The organism is Comamonas guangdongensis, from assembly GCF_041079535.1.
Taxonomy (GTDB): domain Bacteria; phylum Pseudomonadota; class Gammaproteobacteria; order Burkholderiales; family Burkholderiaceae_C; genus Comamonas; species Comamonas guangdongensis.
Map to the genome: position 1 here is coordinate 122,177 of NZ_JBFYGN010000007.1, position 16,428 is coordinate 138,604.

The window sequence follows — 16,428 nt, forward strand, 5'->3', positions numbered from 1 at the left end:
CAAGGAGACAGACCATGACGCAAAACCTGCAGGCCATGCCCGATATCCACGGCTTCTTCGGCCCCTATGGCGGCCAGCTGGTGCCGCCCGATCTGAAGAAGTGCATGGACGAGATCTCCACGGCCTATGACGCCATCGTGCAGCGCCAGGATTTCCAGGATGAGCTGGCCTCGCTGTTCGCCGATTACGTGGGCCGGCCCAGCCCCATCTTTCATGCCAAGCGCCTGTCCGACCAGCTAGGCGGCGCGCAAATCCATCTCAAGCGCGAAGACCTGAACCACACGGGCGCGCACAAGATCAACCACTGCCTGGGCGAGGCCTTGCTGGCCAAGTTCATGGGCAAGAAAAAAGTGATCGCCGAAACCGGCGCCGGCCAGCATGGCGTGGCTCTGGCCACGGCCTGTGCGCTGGTGGGCATTCCCTGCGAGATTCACATGGGCCAGGTGGACATAGAGAAGGAACACCCGAATGTGACCAAGATGCGCATTCTGGGTTGCAAGCTGGTGCCCGTCACGCGCGGCGCCGCCACGCTCAAGGAGGCCGTGGACAGCGCCTTCGAGGTCTATCTGCAGGACCCGGTGAACACCATCTACGCGATCGGCTCCGTGGTCGGCCCCCACCCGTTTCCCAAGATGGTGCGCGACTTCCAGTCCATCGTGGGCCGCGAGGCGCGCGAGCAGTTCCAGAAAAAGCTCGGCAAGCTGCCCGACCATGTGGCCGCCTGCGTGGGCGGCGGCAGCAATGCCATGGGCATCTTCAGTGCCTTCCTCGGCGATGAGTCCGTGCACCTGGTGGGTGTGGAGCCCGCGGGCGAAGGCATAGACCGGCCCGGTCGCCATGCGGCCACGCTGTCGGTGGGCAAGCCCGGCGAGATTCACGGCATGAAGTGCTATGTGCTGGAGAACGCCGACGGCACGCCGGCGGCCGTGCACAGCATCGCCTCGGGCCTGGACTATCCGGGCGTGGGCCCGCAGCACAGCTATCTCAAGGACATAGGCCGCGTGGACTACCAGTCCGTGGACGACCAGGAATGCCTGAACGCCTTCATGACGCTGTCGCGCGTGGAAGGCATCATCCCCGCGCTGGAGAGCGCCCATGCCGTAGCCTGGGCCATGCGCGAGGCGCCCAAGCTCGGCAAGGACCAGCACATACTCGTCAACCTCTCGGGCCGCGGCGACAAGGATGCCGACTATGTAGCCCGCAAGCTGGGCCTGTAAGCCTCTCCTCGATAGCTCTTCCAAGGGCCGGCATCTCTGCCGGCCCTTGTCGTTTGCGGCGACGGGCTGGATTCTGTTGTAAATCCGGGCGCCACGCTTGTGCCGCGGCACCCGCCTTGTATGCTCGGACCGATCAAGCTACGCACACCGCTTCATGACCTGGCTGCTGCTGACTCTCCATGTACTGCTGATTGCCGGCTTCGGCCTGCGCATCCTGCTGCGCAGCGATATGCGGCCCGATGTGCGGCTGGCCTGGCTCATGGTCATCGTGCTGCTGCCCTATGTGAGCTGCCTGCTGTACTTTCTGTTCGGCGAGGTGGCGCTGGGCCGCGTGCCCGGCAAGAAGCGGCTCAATGTGGGGGAGTTCTGCAAGGCCCAGGGCAGCAGCGTGGCGGCGGCCACCCCCGCGGCCTGCAGCGGCGCCGGCATTCCCGCCCAGTGGCAGCCTGCCTTCCGCTATGCGTCCTCCATCAACGGCTTCCAGGTGCTGCCCGGCCACCGGGCCAGGCTCATGAGCGACGGCGCCGAGGCGCGTGCGCAGATGCTGGCCGACATGGAGGCCGCCAGCCGCGAGATCAATGTGCTGTACTACATCTGGCTGGACGACCAGACCGGCACCGAGCTGGCTCAGGCCCTGATCCGCGCCGCCAGGCGCGGCGTGACCTGCCGGGCCATGGTCGATGGCCTGGGCTCGCACGCGCTGATTCAGTCGGGCCTGTGGCAGCAGATGAAGCAGGGCGGCGTGCACCTGGCCGTGGCCCTGCCCATCAGCCATCCGCTCAAGGTCATGCTGACCAGCCGCATCGACCTGCGCAACCACCGCAAGATCACGCTGATCGACGGCCAGATCACCTATTGCGGCAGCCAGAACTGCGCCGACGAAGCCTTCCGCCTCAAGCCGCGCTTCGCGCCCTGGGTGGACATCATGCTGCGCATGCAGGGCCCTCTGGTGGCGCAGATGCAGCAGGCATTTGCGAGCGACTGGGCACAGTCCGATGCCGGCGTGGCGCCGCCCTCCATCGCCGCGGCCACGGCGCAGGCCGGAGGCTTCGGTGCCGTAGGCATTGCCGAAGGCCCTACCGAGCGCCCCCGCTCCACGCCGCAGCTGGTCGCCAGCCTGCTGGCCTGCGCACGCCAGGAGGTGGTGATCTCCACCCCCTACTTCGTGCCCGACACCACGGTGCTCGATGCCCTGTGCACCGCGGCCTGGCGCGGCGTCCAGGTCACGCTGATCCTGCCCGCCCGCAATGATTCATGGATCGTCGGCGCCGTCAGCCGCAGCCATTACTGGCGCCTGCTCACGGCCGGCGTACATATCCACGAATTCCGCCCCGGCCTGCTGCATGCCAAGACCCTGTGCCTGGACGGCGCTGTCAGCCTGATCGGCTCCACCAATCTGGACCTGCGCAGCTTTGACCTGAACTTCGAGAACAATGTGCTGCTGCATGACGAGGCCACCACCCAGGCCATCCGCCAGCGCCAGCAGAGCTATATCCGCGAATCCCACGCGGTGACGCTGGAACAGGTGCGCGCCACACCCTGGTGGAAGCGCATCTGGGACAACCTGCTGGGTGCCCTGAGCCCGGTGCTGTAGACGCCATGCCCTGACGCAGGGCATGGCTCGCACCACACGCGTGCATGCCGGCGGCCGGCCGCGCACCACGGCGGCCCGCCCTCCCGATTTCATGCACGCAAGTCAGGACTGATCCTCTCCGAAGTTGCGGAAATCTGCAGGAATACCCTCTGCTGGCACGGCTTTCGCTTATCTACATTCTTGTATGCAAGTTTCAAGTTACTTGCATACAAGATTCCACAACTTGCGAAAGACGACTATGCGCCGCTTTGTCAGATCACTGTTCGGACAGGTGGTGATCGCACTCATACTGGGTGTGCTCGCCGGACTACTGGCCCCTGAATGGGCCGTGAAACTCAAACCCCTGGGCGATGGCTTCATCAAGCTGATCAAGATGATCATCCCCATCCTGGTGTTCTGCGTGGTCGTGCACGGCATTGCCGGTGCCGGCGACCTCAAGCGCGTGGGCCGCGTGGGTGTCAAGGCCCTGATCTACTTCGAGGTGCTGACTACCATCGCGCTGGGTCTGGGCCTGGTGCTGGCCTTTGTCTTCGAGCCCGGCGCCGGCATGAACGTGGACACCAGCAAGCTCGATGCCTCGGCCATGGCGGCCTATGCCAGCAATGCCGACAAGCTGACCAGCGGCGGCACGGTGGACTTTTTGATGAAGCTCATTCCCAGCACCGTGGTGGAAGCCTTCGCCAAGGGCGACGTGCTGCAGGTGCTGCTGTTCGCCGTGCTGTTCGGCTGCGCGCTGACCCTGCTGGGCGAACGCGGCAAACCCGTCTCCGAACTGGTGGACACGCTGTCCATGGCCCTGTTCAAGGTCATGGGCATCATCATCAAGCTCGCGCCGCTGGGCGTGCTGGGCGCCATCGCCTTCACCGTGGGCCAGTACGGCATAGGCTCGCTCAAGCAGCTGGGCATGCTGGTGGCGCTGTTCTACGTCTCGGTGCTGATCTTCGTGTTCGTGGTGCTGGGCCTGGTGATGCGCCTGTCGGGCTTCAGCCTGATCAAGCTGCTGCGCTATCTGCGCGAGGAGCTGACCATCGTCTTCGCGACCACCTCGTCGGACAGCGTGCTGCCCCAAATCATGGCCAAGCTGCGCAACATGGGCGTGCGCGACTCCACGGTGGGCCTGGTGATACCCACCGGCTATTCGTTCAACCTGGACGCGTTCTCCATCTACATCACGCTGGCCGCGGTCTTCATCGCCCAGGCCACCAACACCCCGATCAGCATGTCCGACCTGCTGACCATTCTGGCCATCGCGCTGGTGACCTCCAAGGGCGCGCACGGCGTGCCGGGCTCGGCCATCGTGGTGCTGGCCGCCACCCTGCACGCGATTCCTGCCATTCCGGCGATCGGCCTGGTGCTGGTGCTGTCGGTGGACTGGTTCATGGGCATCGCGCGCGCCCTGGGCAATCTGATCGGCAACTGCGTGGCCACCGTGGCCATCGCGGCCTGGGAAGGCGACATCGACCGCGAGCGTGCCCATGCCGTGCTCGACGGCAGGGCCGAGCCGCGGACCGAAGAAGAAGACCATGCATCTGCTAAGGTTCCGCCTGCCATAGTCCCCGTCTCCCACTCCAGCCACTAGATCAAGCAATGACTCCTGCCTCTCCACAGCACATCGCGGAACGCGTCGTCGAAGCCATACTGGCCCAGAAGCTGGCGCCCGGTGAAAGGCTGGGGGAGCAGGAGCTGGCCAACAACTTCGACGTCAGCCGCACCGTGGTGCGCGAAGCGCTGATGCAGCTGCAGGCCCGCGGCTTTGTCCAGGTCCAGGCCCGCAGGGGCTGGTATGTGGTCCAGCCTTCGGCCGCCGAGGCCAAGGACGCCTTCTCGGCGCGGCGCATCATCGAGACCGGCATACTGCAGGAGGCCGGCAAGCCGCTGCAGCGCGTCATCACCCAGCTGCGCCGCCACATCGCCCAGGAGCAGAAGGCCATTGCCGGCGCGGACAGCGCCATGCGCGCTTTTCTGCTCGCGGATTTCCATGTCTGCCTGGCCGAGCAGATGGGCCACCGGCTGCTGGCCGACACGCTGCGCGACCTGACGGCGCGCACCACCCTGGCGGCCACGCTCTACCAGTCCACGCACAGCGCCGGCCAGTCCTGCGCCGAGCACGAGCGCATCGTGGCGGCCCTGGAGCGCGGCGACACCGAGGGCGCCAAGGCCCTGCTGCTGGAACACATAGGCATGGTGGAGCGCTCGCTGGAAACCCGCGCGCCCGAGGCCGCAGACCCCGGCGACCGCCTGCGTGCCACGCTGGCGCCCGTGCTCAAGCAGGGCCCGCTGCCGCACAAATGAAAAAGCCAGGGCCTGCCCTGGCTTTGCTGCGCTCGCGCTGCGTGCCCGCGGACCGGGATCAGCCCAGGTTCGGCGCCAGCGCCCGGCGCAGCTCCGCCATGTCCATGCCGCGGCGCTCGGCCATATCCGCCAGCTGATCCTCGCCGATCTGGCCGACGTTGAAATACACCGCGTCCGGGTGGCCCAGATAGAAGCCGCTGACGCTGGAGGCCGGGAACATGGCCAGGCTTTCGGTCAGATGCATGCCGATTTCCGCGGCGTTCAGCACCTTGAACAGATCGGTCTTGGCCGTGTGATCGGGGCAGGCCGGGTAGCCGGGCGCGGGGCGTATGCCCTGGTACTGCTCCTTGATGAGCTGCTCGTTGGAGAGCTGCTCGTCCTCGGCATAGCCCCACAGGTCCTTGCGCACGCGCTGGTGCAGGCATTCGGCAAAGGCCTCGGCCAGACGGTCGGCCAGGGCCTTGAACATGATGCCGCTGTAGTCGTCCAGCGCAGCCTCGAATTCCTTGTCCTTCTTCTCGGCGCCTATGCCGGCCGTGACGGCGAACATGCCGGCGTAGTCGGCAATGCCGCTGTCCCTGCTGGCCACGAAATCCGACAGGCAGCGGCTGGGGCGCATCACGGGCCGGCCATCCGGGCCGTCGACGGCCTGCTTCTCGGTCTGCTGGCGCATGCCGTACCAGGTGCCCAGGACCTGGGTACGCGATTCGTCGGTGTAGAACACGATGTCGTCGCCCACGCGGTTGGCCGGGAACAGGCCCATCACGCCATTGGCCTGCAGCCAGCGGCCTTCGACGATCTTCTTCAGCATGGCCTTGGCGTCCTCGAACACCTTGCGTGCCTGCTCGCCCACGATTTCATCGTCGAGGATGGCGGGGAAGGGGCCGGCCAGATCCCAGGTCTGGAAGAATGGGCCCCAATCTATGTACTGGGCAATTTCTGCCAGGTCGAAGTTCTTGAACACGCGGCGGCCCAGCACGCGCGGCAGCACGGGCGCATGGTGCGCAAAGTCCACGGGCGTGGCATTGGCGCGCGCCTTGTCCAGCGGCCACAGCGGCGTGGCCTTTTTGTTCGCATGCTGGGTGCGCACCTTGTCGTAGTCGGCCTGCAGCTCGTCCAGATAGGCCTGCTTGCCTTCGCCCAGCAGGCTTTGCGCCACGCTCACCGAGCGCGAGGCGTCGGGCACATAGACCACGGGGCCGTCGTACTTGGGCGCGATCTTCACGGCCGTGTGCACGCGCGAGCAGGTGGCGCCGCCAATCAGCAGCGGTATCTTCTTGATGCGGAAGTACTCGTCCTTGTCCATCTCGCCGGCCACATACTGCATCTCCTCGAGGCTGGGCGTGATCAGGCCCGACAGGCCTATGATGTCCGCGCCCTCGGCCTTGGCACGGGCCAGGATCTCGTGGCAGGGCACCATCACGCCCATGTTGATGACCTCGAAGTTGTTGCACTGCAGGACCACGGTGACGATGTTCTTGCCTATGTCGTGCACATCGCCCTTGACGGTGGCGATGACGATCTTGCCCTTGCTAGACACGTCCAGGCCCGCGGCTTCCTGCTGACGCTTTTCCTCTTCGATATAGGGCACCAGATGGGCCACGGCCTGCTTCATCACGCGCGCGCTCTTGACCACCTGGGGCAGGAACATCTTGCCGGCGCCGAACAGGTCGCCGACCACGTTCATGCCGTCCATCAGCGGACCTTCGATCACATGCAGCGGGCGGCCGCCGCCCTGCACCACGATCTGCTGGTAGGCCTCTTCCGTGTCTTCGGTGATGAAGTCGGTAATGCCGTGCACCAGCGCATGCGAGAGGCGCTCGTTGACGGTCTTGGGCTTGTCCGGCGTACCGCGCCATTCCAGCTTCTTGCTGTCGTCCTTGGCCGCGCCCTTGGCCTGGTCGGCGATCTCCAGCAGGCGTTCGGCCGCGTCGGGGCGACGGTTGAGCACCACGTCTTCGACGCGCTCGCGCAGCGTGGGCTCCAGCTCGTCATAGACACCCACCATGCCGGCGTTGACGATGCCCATGTCCATGCCCGCCTTGATGGCATGGTAGAGGAACACGGTGTGGATGGCCTCGCGCACCGGGTCGTTGCCGCGGAAGGAAAAGCTCACGTTGGAGACGCCGCCGCTGACCTTGGCGCCCGGCAGGTTCTGCTTGATCCAGCGCGTGGCCTCGATGAAGTCCACGCCATAGTTGTTGTGCTCTTCGATGCCGGTGGCCACGGCAAAGATGTTGGGGTCGAAGATGATGTCTTCGGGCGCAAAGCCCACTTCGTCGACCAGGATGCGGTAGGCGCGTTCGCAGATCTCGATCTTGCGCGCAAAGGTGTCGGCCTGGCCTTTTTCGTCGAATGCCATCACCACGGCGGCCGCGCCATAGCGCTTGACCAGCTTGGCGTGCTTCTTGAACTCTTCGACGCCCTCCTTCATGGAGATCGAGTTGACGATGCCCTTGCCCTGCAGGCAGCGCAGGCCGGCCTCGATCACCTCCCACTTGGAGCTGTCCACCATCACCGGCACCTTGGCGATGTCGGGCTCGGAGGCGATCAGGTTCAGAAAGCGCACCATGGCGGCCTTGCTGTCCAGCATGGCCTCGTCCATGTTCACGTCGATCACCTGGGCGCCGTTTTCCACCTGCTGACGCGCCACGGCCAGGGCCTCTTCGTACTGCTCGTTGAGGATCAGGCGCGCAAACGCCTTGGAGCCGGTGACGTTGGTGCGCTCGCCCACGTTGACGAACAGCGTGTCCTCGCCGATGAACACGGGCTCCAGGCCCGACAGGCGCATGGGGGCGATAGCAGTGGAAGGGGTAGCAGCGGACATCTGGCTCACCTGTATAAAAACCAAGGACAGAAGGAAAACAGGTGAGCGCCGTTGTCTGTGGACTGCCTGCGCGGGCAGGCGGCCGGCCCCAAGCCTGACGGCGGGTCGAAAGCTCAACCGGGCCGCTGCAGCGCTCCTTGGGGCGAAGCCCGCCATTCTAAGACGAGGCCGCTTGTCCGCGCCCGCTGCCGCCTACTGCCGCGGGGGCCCGCCGGCCCGCGACCAAGGGGCATATAAGGGCTTACCCTAGAATCCAGCGTCCTCAAGAAGAACCGCCTGGAGAAGAGAAATGCACGTGAGCCTTGGTGCGTACTACACGCTTATTCTTGCCGTACTGGTGCTGATGCTGGGCAAGCTGCTGACGCGGCATATCCGCCTGCTGCGCGACTTCAACATCCCCGAGCCCGTCTCCGGCGGCCTGGTCGTGGCGGCTGTGATCTTTGCCCTGCACCGGTTCATGGATCTGAGCCTGAGCCTGGAGTCCGGCCTGCAGTCGGCCTTCATGCTGGTGTTCTTCTCCTCCATAGGCCTGAGCGCCAACTTTGCCAAACTGCGCGAAGGCGGCAAGGGCCTGCTGGTCTTCCCGCTTCTGATAGCGGCCTTCATCCTGGTGCAGAACGGCGTGGGCGTTGGCCTGGCCACACTGCTGGGGCTGGACCCGCTGCTGGGCCTGGTGACGGGTTCCATCACCCTGGTCGGCGGCCACGGCACGGCAGGCGCCTGGGGCTCGGTGCTCGAAACCCAGTACGGCCTGAGCGGCGCCACCACGCTGGGCATTGCCTGCGCCACGTTCGGCCTGGTCATCGGCGGGCTGCTCGGCGGTCCGCTGGCCAAGCACCTGATCACCCGCCACCGGCTGGCCCGGCCGCTCACCGAATCCGAGCAGCAGCAGGCCGACGCCACCACCGTGAGCGAGGGCAGCGCGGTGGCCAACTTCGAATCCCCCAGCCATGCGCCGCGCCTGATCACGGCCGACGCCGCGGTGGAAACCCTGGCCCTGTTTGCGGCCTGTCTGGCTTTTGCCGAGTTCATGACCGGGCTGACCAAGGGCTCGGCCATCCAGCTGCCAACCTTTGTCTGGGCGCTGGGCGGCGGCGTGGTGATCCGCAATCTGCTGGACCATGTGTTCGGCTTCAAGGTCTTCGACCGCGCCATCGACGTGTTCGGCAATGCCTCGCTGTCCATCTATCTGGCCATCGCCCTGCTGTCGCTCAAGCTCTGGGAACTCAGCGATCTGGCCGGCCCACTGGTGATCATTCTGCTCGCGCAAACCCTGCTCATGGCGCTGTACGCGAGCCTCGTGACCTTCCGCATCATGGGCAAGGACTACGACGCGGCCGTGCTGGCCGCCGGCCACTGCGGCTTCGGCATGGGTGCCACGCCCACGGCCGTGGCCAATATGCAGGCCATCACCAACCAGTACGGCCCGTCGCACAAGGCCTTCATCCTGGTGCCGCTGGTGGGCGCCTTCTTCATCGACATCACCAACGCCTTTGTGCTGCAGCTCTGGATCAGCTTGCTGCGCTGACCGTTTCGCCGCGGCGGCATACAGAAAAGCCTGTTCCGGCCGCGCTGGAACAGGCTTTTTTTCTGCCGGCGGCAGACGCCACTCCGAGGCTCAGGCGCTCACGCCCTGGGCCGAGGCCGGCAGGCCGAACAGGCGGTCGAACGCCCAGTTGAAGGCAAAGGTGTAGACCATGAAGAACAGCAGCAGGCCGGCTTCCATCACCGCAGCTTCCCACAGCGAGATCTCGAACCACCAGGCCATCAGCGGAATCAGCATGGCGGCGATACCGCCTTCGAAACCGATCGCGTGCACCACGCGGCGCAATACCGAACGGCCCTTGACGCTCTGGCGCGACTCCCATTTTTCAAACAGGTAGTTGAAGCTCAGATTCCAGCAGATCGCGATCACCGAGGCCGCCACGGCCATGACACCGGAATCGCTGGCCTTTTGGCCAATCGCCATGAAGATCAGGCTGGAGACGATGATGGCAATGGCCTCGTACAGCGAGACGTAGAGGATGCGGCGCTTGGGGCCTTGCAGGCCCGAGACCTTGGCGGGAGCGGCGACAGCGGCGTGATGACTGGAAGATGTGGCAGAGGAAGAAGCGGATGCCATCGCTGAGGCTTGTTGAGACATAGGCTGCAGTGTATGTTCTGAAAATTGAAGATAAAAGTCAGTTCCTTTCAATTTTTCTGACAAGTCAAACCATGCCCTTCGCTGCCGATCAGGTCCCGCTGTTTCTCGCCGTGCTCGATGCGGGCTCCTTCTCGGCGGCCGCGCGCCAGCTGGGGCGCGTGCCCTCGGCCGTCAGCATGGCGATCGCCCAGCTCGAGGCCGAGCTGGGCCTGCAACTGTTCGACCGCCGCGGACGCGAGCCCGCGCCCACCGCCGCGGCGCGCGCGCTGGAGCCCCAGGCACGGCTGCTGGCCGAGCAGCTGCAACAGCTCAACTGGCAGGCCCAGGCCTTGCATGAAGGGCTGGAAGAGCGGCTGACGCTGGCCATTGCGCCCGAGCTGCTGGCCACACACTGGACCGGGCCGCTGAGTACCCTGGTGCAGGAGTTTCCGGCCCTGCCCATCGAGGTGCTTGCCGCGCCCCAGGCCGATGCGCTGGAACTGCTGCATGCGGGCCGGGCGCATCTGGCCCTGGTGTTCGAGCGTCCGGCCGTGGACGGGCGCGAAGGTTTTCAGGAAATGGGGCGCGAGACCCTGGTCGCCGTGATGGCGCCGCAGTTTGCGCCCTGGCAGCAGGCTCTGGCCGAGCATGGCCCGGGCGCGAAGCTGTCGGTGGAGCTGCTGGCCGCCACGCGCCAGATCCTGGTCGCCAGCCGCGACCCGCAGCAGACCGATCCGCGCTTTGTGTTTGCGCGCCGGCTCTGGCGCACGGACAGCCATCAGGCCGCGCTGGCCCTGATTGGCGCGGGCCTGGGCTGGGGTTGGCTGCCCAAGGGCCTGGTGGAAGCGCATATAGGCGCCGGCGCCCTGCTGGAAATCCCCGTGCAGAACCTGAGCAACGGCACCACGCTGTTTGTGGACTGGGTCTGGTCCAAGGAGCGCACGCAAGGCCTGGCCGCGCGCCGCTTTGTGCAGCTGCTGCGCGGGCGCTGAGCACGGCATGGCTGACGATGCTGGCGCCGCATGGATGACAGGAGCCCCAGGTAGCGAAGATGATGTCGGTGTTTTGCGCTATTCATTCCGCAGCACAGGAGTCCCAGCCATGTCCCATCAGCCGGCCAATGCCCAGAATCCCTATCCTTTCGCAAGCCATGACCCGGCGCTGCTCCAGCTCTGGCAGCGCTGGCAGCCGGGCGAGCCGCGCGACCATCGCGCGGCTCGCGCCGAGGCCGCGGCCCCCGTCGATCTGCAGCAGTTCGACCCCGGAGCCAAGCCTTTTTCGGCAGACCAGGGCAAGCAGTTCGACAAGGACAGGGTGAACCAGCTGGCCCTGGAGCTGGACGAGCTGCAGAACATTTTTTACGCGGATCGCCGCTTCAAGCTGCTGGTCATACTCCAGGGCATGGATGCGGCCGGCAAGGACGGCACGCTGCGCGGCGTGTTCAGCCAGATGACGCCCCTGGGCGTGCGCACCGTGGGCTGGAAAGCCCCTACCGAGACGGAGAAGGCGCGCGACTATCTATGGCGCATCCATCTGCAGATACCGGCCAGCGGCGAAATCGTGGTCTTCAACCGCAGCCAGTACGAAGACGTGCTGGTGCCCGTGGTCAACCAGTGGATCACGCCCGAGCAACAGGCCCAGCGCTATGCGCAGATCAACGACTTCGAGCGCATGCTCAGCGAAACCGGCACCGTGGTCGTCAAGTTCATGCTGCACATCAGCAAGGAGGAGCAGCGCCAGCGCCTGCAGGAGCGCCTGGATGATCCCTGCAAGCACTGGAAGTTCGATGACAACGACCTCAAGGTCCGGGCCCAGTGGGACGAATATCAGCGCTCCTACGCCAGCCTGCTGGCCGCCACCCATACGCCCTGGGCGCCCTGGACCATAGTCCCGGCCGACTCCAAGACCCACCGCAATCTGATGATCGCCACCCTGCTGCGCGAGGTGCTCGGCAATCTGGAGCTGCACTACCCGCCCGGAGCGCCGGCGCTGGACAAGATCCGGGTGAAATGAGGGTGCTCACATCAGCGAAGCAGCTTGCGCAGGTCCTGCCTTTGTTCTTGGCATCAGACAACCTGAAACCTCACCCTAGCCTGCGCAAGCCGCTTTGATTTCAGGAGCAACATCCTAGATACCTAGAACTGCCAACCCAGCTGTCCCAGGCCTTCGAACGAGATATCGAAGCGATCGCCGGCCTCCAACCGCTGGCAACCGCACCAGGTCCCGGTGGTCACCACCGTGCCCGCAGGCACGCTGCCGTATTCGGCCGCCACATGCTGCAGCCAGTCCACCAGCAGCCAGGCGGGATCGCCCAGGCTATGCGTACCGACGAAACGCTGGGCCTCGCCGCCGTTGACCTGCACCGTGCAGAGCTGCCGCGCCCAGTCACGGCCTTGCAGCACAGAGGTCGGCTGCCACTCGCCCAGCGCCAGTCCGCCGTGGCATTGGCCATCGGCCAGCAGGGCCAGAGCCGGAGCCTGCAGGCCGTCGCGCCAGCGCACGTCCACCCACTCGATGGCCACGGCCACGCCGTCCAGCAAAGCCAGCGCGCTGTCGTAATCCAGCGCCGCGGCCTGCTCGGCCGTCACCGACCGGCCCAGGCGCAAGGCGATTTCAGCCTCCGCCCCGCGCATATTGAAGACGGTCTGCGGCGCCACCGCCTGCAAGCGGCCCTCTTGCACGCCGTTTTCCGGCAGGGCCACATGCAGCAGGGCAGCCTGGCGATCGGCGCCGCCCGACTTCCAGTAACGCGGTGCGCGCCCGGCGGGCCACCAGTTCCAGGCGCGGGCCAGAGCGCTCTGCACGGCGCGTGCATCGGCCTCGTCGCGCATCAGCGGCGCCACATCGGCGCCCAGGCTCATTTTTTCGCCCAGCTTGCGCGACCACCAGAGCGCATCGGCCGTGGCGTAGGCATCCTCATGCAACTCGGAGGCGATCTGCTTCCAGTCGGGCAGCACATCCTCCTGGGTCTGCAACTCGGGCGCGAGCCCCATGGGCGGGGTATTGGCAAAAGGCGCCGGACCGCACCAGCCGCTCTTGCAATCGTTGTTTTCAGGCATGGAGCAATGATGGCAAATTTCGGTTTCCCATGCCGGCAGGCCGGCACTCGGCCCATGCTTGTAAGTCTTCACCTTATGGTTATGCATTAATTGCATAAAACCGCAAGCATCTGGCCTTGGACAGGAAAATGAGGCCCGCGCACACTGTGAATCCCGGACGACGGCAGCGCAAAACACAGCCGTCGAACATCAGTCAACCAGGCCCACATCATGCAAGCCAAAGCCCCGTCGGCGCCCTCCGTGGCGCACGCCCTGCCTTCCTATCTCAATTCCGATCACCTCGGCCCCTGGGGCATCTACCTGCAGCAGGTAGACCGCGTCACGCCCTACCTGGGTTCGCTGGCGCGCTGGGTGGAAACGCTCAAGCGTCCCAAGCGTATCCTGATCGTCGACGTGCCCATCGAGATGGACGACGGACGCATCGCCCACTTCGAAGGCTACCGCGTGCAGCACAACCTGAGCCGCGGTCCCGGCAAGGGCGGCGTGCGCTTCCACCAGGACGTGACGCTGTCCGAGGTGATGGCCCTGTCGGCCTGGATGTCGGTCAAGAACGCGGCCGTGAACGTGCCCTACGGCGGTGCCAAGGGCGGCGTCCGCGTCGATCCGCGCACCCTCTCCAAGGCAGAGCTGGAGCGCCTGACGCGCCGCTACACCAGCGAGATCGGCCTGCTGATCGGCCCCTCCAAGGACATCCCCGCGCCCGACGTGAACACCAACGGCCAGATCATGTCCTGGATGATGGACACCTACTCCATGAATACCGGCGCCACGGCCACCGGCGTGGTCACGGGCAAGCCCGTGGACCTGGGCGGCTCGCTGGGCCGCGTGGAAGCCACCGGCCGCGGCGTGTTCACCGTGGGCGTGGAAGCATCCAAGCTGACCGGCCTGTCGGTGCCTGGCGCACGCGTTGCCGTACAGGGCTTCGGCAATGTGGGTGGTACCGCTGGCAAGCTGTTTGCCGAGGCCGGTGCCAAGATCGTGGCCGTGCAGGACCATACGGGCACCATCCATAACGCGGGCGGCCTGGACGTGACGGCCCTGCTGGCCCATGTGGAGAACACGGGCGGCGTGGGCGGCTTTGCCGGCGCCGAAGCCATGGACAACCAGGCCTTCTGGGGCGTGGACTGCGACATCCTGATCCCCGCCGCACTGGAAGGCCAGATCACCAAGGACAACGCCGGCCAGATCAAGGCCAAGATGGTGATCGAGGGCGCCAACGGCCCCACCACTCCCGAGGCCGACGACATCCTCAACGACAAGGGCGTGCTGGTGCTGCCCGATGTGATCGCCAATGCCGGCGGCGTGACGGTCAGCTACTTCGAATGGGTGCAGGACTTCTCCAGCTTCTTCTGGACCGAAGACGAGATCAATGCCCGCCTGGTGCGCATCATGCAGGAGGCCTTTGCCGGCATCTGGGCCGTGGCCCAGGAGCACAAGGTGACGCTGCGCACCGCCACCTTCATCGTGGCCTGCAAGCGCATCCTCCACGCCCGCGAAATGCGCGGCTTGTATCCATAAAGCACCCCCTGAGCGGCTTTGCCGCTTCCCCCTCTCTCTCTTCGGGAGGGGGACGACAGCCTCGCTGCGGGGCTGCCCTTGCTCGCTGTCCCTGGATTAGGACACGCCCTCTTCAGAGGTGGAATGAAAAAGGCCTTCTGTTTCCAGAAGGCCTTTTTGTTGGTTGCGCGAGAAGGATTTGAACCTCCGACCTTTGGGTTATGAGCCCAACGAGCTACCAGACTGCTCCATCGCGCGGTAATTTGATTCGCACAGCTGCTGTGTCGATGGATTGAATTATAGCGCGAAACGGGCTTGTCATGTGCGGCAGTTATATGAACTCATCTTTGATACGGCTATTGGCTCTGAAATTTGTCGCCCTGCCTGCATGACAAGCGGCAATCTGCCGTCTGTATAGTGGCCGGCATGGCTAAAGAGAAAACCACCTTCACCTGCAATGCCTGCGGCGGCACCAGCCCGCGCTGGCTGGGCAAATGCCCCAGCTGCGGCGCCTGGAACACGCTGATCGAAACCGTGGCGGAATCCGCCTCGGGCGGCAAGAACCGCCTGAGCCAGCCCCAGGGCTATGCAGGCCTGGCCAATGCCCAGCCGGTCACGCCGCTGTCGGCCATCGAGGCCCAGGACGTGGCGCGCACGCCCAGCGGCATCGAGGAGCTGGACCGGGTTCTGGGCGGCGGCGTGGTCGAAGGCGGCGTGGTCTTGATTGGCGGCGATCCCGGAATAGGCAAGTCCACACTTCTGTTGCAGGCCATGGATGCCTTGCATCGCCTGGGCCTGCCCACTCTGTATGTGACGGGTGAGGAAAGCGGCGCTCAGGTGGCGCTGCGCTCGCGTCGCCTGGGACTGGACGCCAGCCAGGTCAATGTGCTGGCCGAGATCCAGCTCGAGAAGATACTGGCCACCATGGAGGCCACGCAGCCGGCCGTGGTCGTCATCGACTCTATCCAGACCGTGTACTCGGACCAGCTCTCATCGGCGCCTGGCTCGGTGGCCCAGGTGCGCGAATGCGCGGCCCATCTGACGCGCGCGGCCAAGACCACCGGCATTACCATCATTCTGGTCGGCCATGTGACCAAGGATGGAGCGCTGGCCGGCCCGCGCGTGCTCGAGCACATGGTGGATACCGTGCTCTACTTCGAGGGCGACACGCATAGCAACTTCCGCCTGGTGCGCGCCATCAAGAACCGCTTCGGCGCCGTCAACGAGATCGGTGTGTTTGCGATGACGGAAAAAGGCCTCAAGGGCGTGACCAACCCTAGCGCCATCTTTCTTTCCCAGCACAGCGAGCCCGTGCCTGGCTCCTGCGTGCTGGTCACGCTGGAGGGCACGCGCCCCATGCTGGTGGAAATCCAGGCCCTGGTGGACCAGGGCGGCCCGGCCGCGCGCCGGCTGTCCGTGGGTCTGGACCGCGACCGCCTGGCCATGCTGCTGGCCGTGCTCAATCGCCATGCGGGCGTGGCCTGCGCCGATCAGGATGTCTTCGTCAACGCCGTGGGCGGCGTACGCATCAACGAGCCGGCGGCTGACCTATCCGTGATGTTGGCGATCACTTCCAGCCTGCGCGGCAAGGCGCTGCCCAAGGGCTTTATCGCTTTTGGGGAAGTCGGCCTGGCCGGCGAGGTGCGCCCCGCGCCGCGCGGCCAGGAGCGGCTGAAGGAAGCCGCCAAGCTGGGCTTTACCACGGCCGTGGTGCCCAAGGCCAATGCGCCCAAAAAAGCCATTCCCGGCCTGACCATCCATGCCGTGGAGCGCGTGGACGAGGCCATGAATATCGCGCGCGGCATGGCTTAGGCGCCTCG

12 protein-coding genes, 1 tRNA gene and 1 riboswitch are annotated in these 16,428 nt (G+C 65.5%); of the genes, 9 read left to right on the forward strand and 4 right to left on the reverse strand.

The features are described 5' to 3' along the window. Positions 1 to 14 precede the first annotated feature (14 nt). The 4 genes from trpB to AB6724_RS08290 all read left to right on the forward strand — a co-directional run bounded on the left by trpB (position 15) and on the right by AB6724_RS08290 (position 5,103). Complete coding sequence (gene trpB, locus AB6724_RS08275) at positions 15 to 1,217, forward strand: tryptophan synthase subunit beta (protein ID WP_369338035.1); 1,203 nt, start codon at positions 15 to 17, stop codon at positions 1,215 to 1,217. Positions 1,218 to 1,371: 154 nt separating this feature from the next. After that, positions 1,372 to 2,811, forward strand: coding sequence for a cardiolipin synthase (cls, locus tag AB6724_RS08280; protein ID WP_369338036.1), 1,440 nt, complete (start codon positions 1,372 to 1,374; stop codon positions 2,809 to 2,811). A gap of 238 nt (positions 2,812 to 3,049) precedes the next feature. After that, a complete protein-coding gene (locus tag AB6724_RS08285; RefSeq protein ID WP_369338132.1) occupies positions 3,050 to 4,390 on the forward strand; it encodes a C4-dicarboxylate transporter DctA in 1,341 nt (446 codons plus the stop codon). Between the two features lie 8 nt (positions 4,391 to 4,398). Beyond that, positions 4,399 to 5,103, forward strand: coding sequence for a GntR family transcriptional regulator (locus AB6724_RS08290; RefSeq protein ID WP_369338037.1), 705 nt, complete (start codon positions 4,399 to 4,401; stop codon positions 5,101 to 5,103). Positions 5,104 to 5,161: 58 nt separating this feature from the next. Here AB6724_RS08290 and metH read toward each other — a convergent pair whose 3' ends face one another. Then, positions 5,162 to 7,930: a methionine synthase gene (gene metH / locus AB6724_RS08295; protein ID WP_369338038.1), complete on the reverse strand. Its 2,769-nt coding sequence runs from the start codon at positions 7,928 to 7,930 to the stop codon at positions 5,162 to 5,164. A gap of 36 nt (positions 7,931 to 7,966) precedes the next feature. Next, positions 7,967 to 8,075: riboswitch (S-adenosyl-L-homocysteine riboswitch) on the reverse strand. A gap of 144 nt (positions 8,076 to 8,219) precedes the next feature. On the opposite strand from metH, the gene gltS reads away from it, so the two are divergent. Next, complete coding sequence (gltS, locus tag AB6724_RS08300) at positions 8,220 to 9,458, forward strand: sodium/glutamate symporter (protein ID WP_369338039.1); 1,239 nt, start codon at positions 8,220 to 8,222, stop codon at positions 9,456 to 9,458. Between the two features lie 90 nt (positions 9,459 to 9,548). On the opposite strand, the gene AB6724_RS08305 is transcribed toward gltS, so the two are convergent. Beyond that, a complete protein-coding gene (locus tag AB6724_RS08305; protein ID WP_369338040.1) occupies positions 9,549 to 10,052 on the reverse strand; it encodes a PACE efflux transporter in 504 nt (167 codons plus the stop codon). 92 nt (positions 10,053 to 10,144) lie between these two features. On the opposite strand from AB6724_RS08305, the gene AB6724_RS08310 reads away from it, so the two are divergent. Both AB6724_RS08310 and AB6724_RS08315 read left to right on the forward strand, forming a co-directional pair. Continuing rightward, positions 10,145 to 11,044, forward strand: coding sequence for a LysR family transcriptional regulator (locus AB6724_RS08310; RefSeq protein WP_369338041.1), 900 nt, complete (start codon positions 10,145 to 10,147; stop codon positions 11,042 to 11,044). A 109-nt stretch (positions 11,045 to 11,153) separates the two neighbouring features. After that, positions 11,154 to 12,065: a PPK2 family polyphosphate kinase gene (locus AB6724_RS08315; RefSeq protein ID WP_369338042.1), complete on the forward strand. Its 912-nt coding sequence runs from the start codon at positions 11,154 to 11,156 to the stop codon at positions 12,063 to 12,065. Positions 12,066 to 12,187: 122 nt separating this feature from the next. Here the strand turns inward: AB6724_RS08315 and AB6724_RS08320 are convergent, their stop codons facing one another. Beyond that, on the reverse strand, positions 12,188 to 13,111 hold the full coding sequence (locus AB6724_RS08320; protein WP_369338043.1) for a fumarylacetoacetate hydrolase family protein: 924 nt from the start codon (positions 13,109 to 13,111) through the stop codon (positions 12,188 to 12,190). Between the two features lie 210 nt (positions 13,112 to 13,321). On the opposite strand from AB6724_RS08320, the gene AB6724_RS08325 reads away from it, so the two are divergent. Next, a complete protein-coding gene (locus tag AB6724_RS08325; protein ID WP_369338044.1) occupies positions 13,322 to 14,629 on the forward strand; it encodes a Glu/Leu/Phe/Val family dehydrogenase in 1,308 nt (435 codons plus the stop codon). Between the two features lie 160 nt (positions 14,630 to 14,789). On the opposite strand, the gene AB6724_RS08330 is transcribed toward AB6724_RS08325, so the two are convergent. Continuing rightward, positions 14,790 to 14,866, reverse strand: a tRNA-Met gene (locus tag AB6724_RS08330). A 168-nt stretch (positions 14,867 to 15,034) separates the two neighbouring features. Here AB6724_RS08330 and radA point away from each other — a divergent pair. Next, positions 15,035 to 16,420: a DNA repair protein RadA gene (gene radA / locus AB6724_RS08335; protein ID WP_369338045.1), complete on the forward strand. Its 1,386-nt coding sequence runs from the start codon at positions 15,035 to 15,037 to the stop codon at positions 16,418 to 16,420. Positions 16,421 to 16,428: the final 8 nt, after the last annotated feature.

Excerpts from the sequence above, each read along its gene's own strand:
- AB6724_RS08310 (WP_369338041.1), top strand. The coding sequence starts at position 10,145 with ATGCCCTTCGCTGCCGATCAGGTCCCGCTGTTTCTCGCCGTGCTCGAT.
- metH (WP_369338038.1), bottom strand. The coding sequence starts at position 7,930 with ATGTCCGCTGCTACCCCTTCCACTGCTATCGCCCCCATGCGCCTGTCG.
- trpB (WP_369338035.1), top strand. The coding sequence starts at position 15 with ATGACGCAAAACCTGCAGGCCATGCCCGATATCCACGGCTTCTTCGGC.
- gltS (WP_369338039.1), top strand. The coding sequence starts at position 8,220 with ATGCACGTGAGCCTTGGTGCGTACTACACGCTTATTCTTGCCGTACTG.
- AB6724_RS08305 (WP_369338040.1), bottom strand. The coding sequence starts at position 10,052 with ATGGCATCCGCTTCTTCCTCTGCCACATCTTCCAGTCATCACGCCGCT.
- AB6724_RS08285 (WP_369338132.1), top strand. The coding sequence starts at position 3,050 with ATGCGCCGCTTTGTCAGATCACTGTTCGGACAGGTGGTGATCGCACTC.
- AB6724_RS08315 (WP_369338042.1), top strand. The coding sequence starts at position 11,154 with ATGTCCCATCAGCCGGCCAATGCCCAGAATCCCTATCCTTTCGCAAGC.
- cls (WP_369338036.1), top strand. The coding sequence starts at position 1,372 with ATGACCTGGCTGCTGCTGACTCTCCATGTACTGCTGATTGCCGGCTTC.
- radA (WP_369338045.1), top strand. The coding sequence starts at position 15,035 with ATGGCTAAAGAGAAAACCACCTTCACCTGCAATGCCTGCGGCGGCACC.
- AB6724_RS08325 (WP_369338044.1), top strand. The coding sequence starts at position 13,322 with ATGCAAGCCAAAGCCCCGTCGGCGCCCTCCGTGGCGCACGCCCTGCCT.
- AB6724_RS08290 (WP_369338037.1), top strand. The coding sequence starts at position 4,399 with ATGACTCCTGCCTCTCCACAGCACATCGCGGAACGCGTCGTCGAAGCC.
- AB6724_RS08320 (WP_369338043.1), bottom strand. The coding sequence starts at position 13,111 with ATGCCTGAAAACAACGATTGCAAGAGCGGCTGGTGCGGTCCGGCGCCT.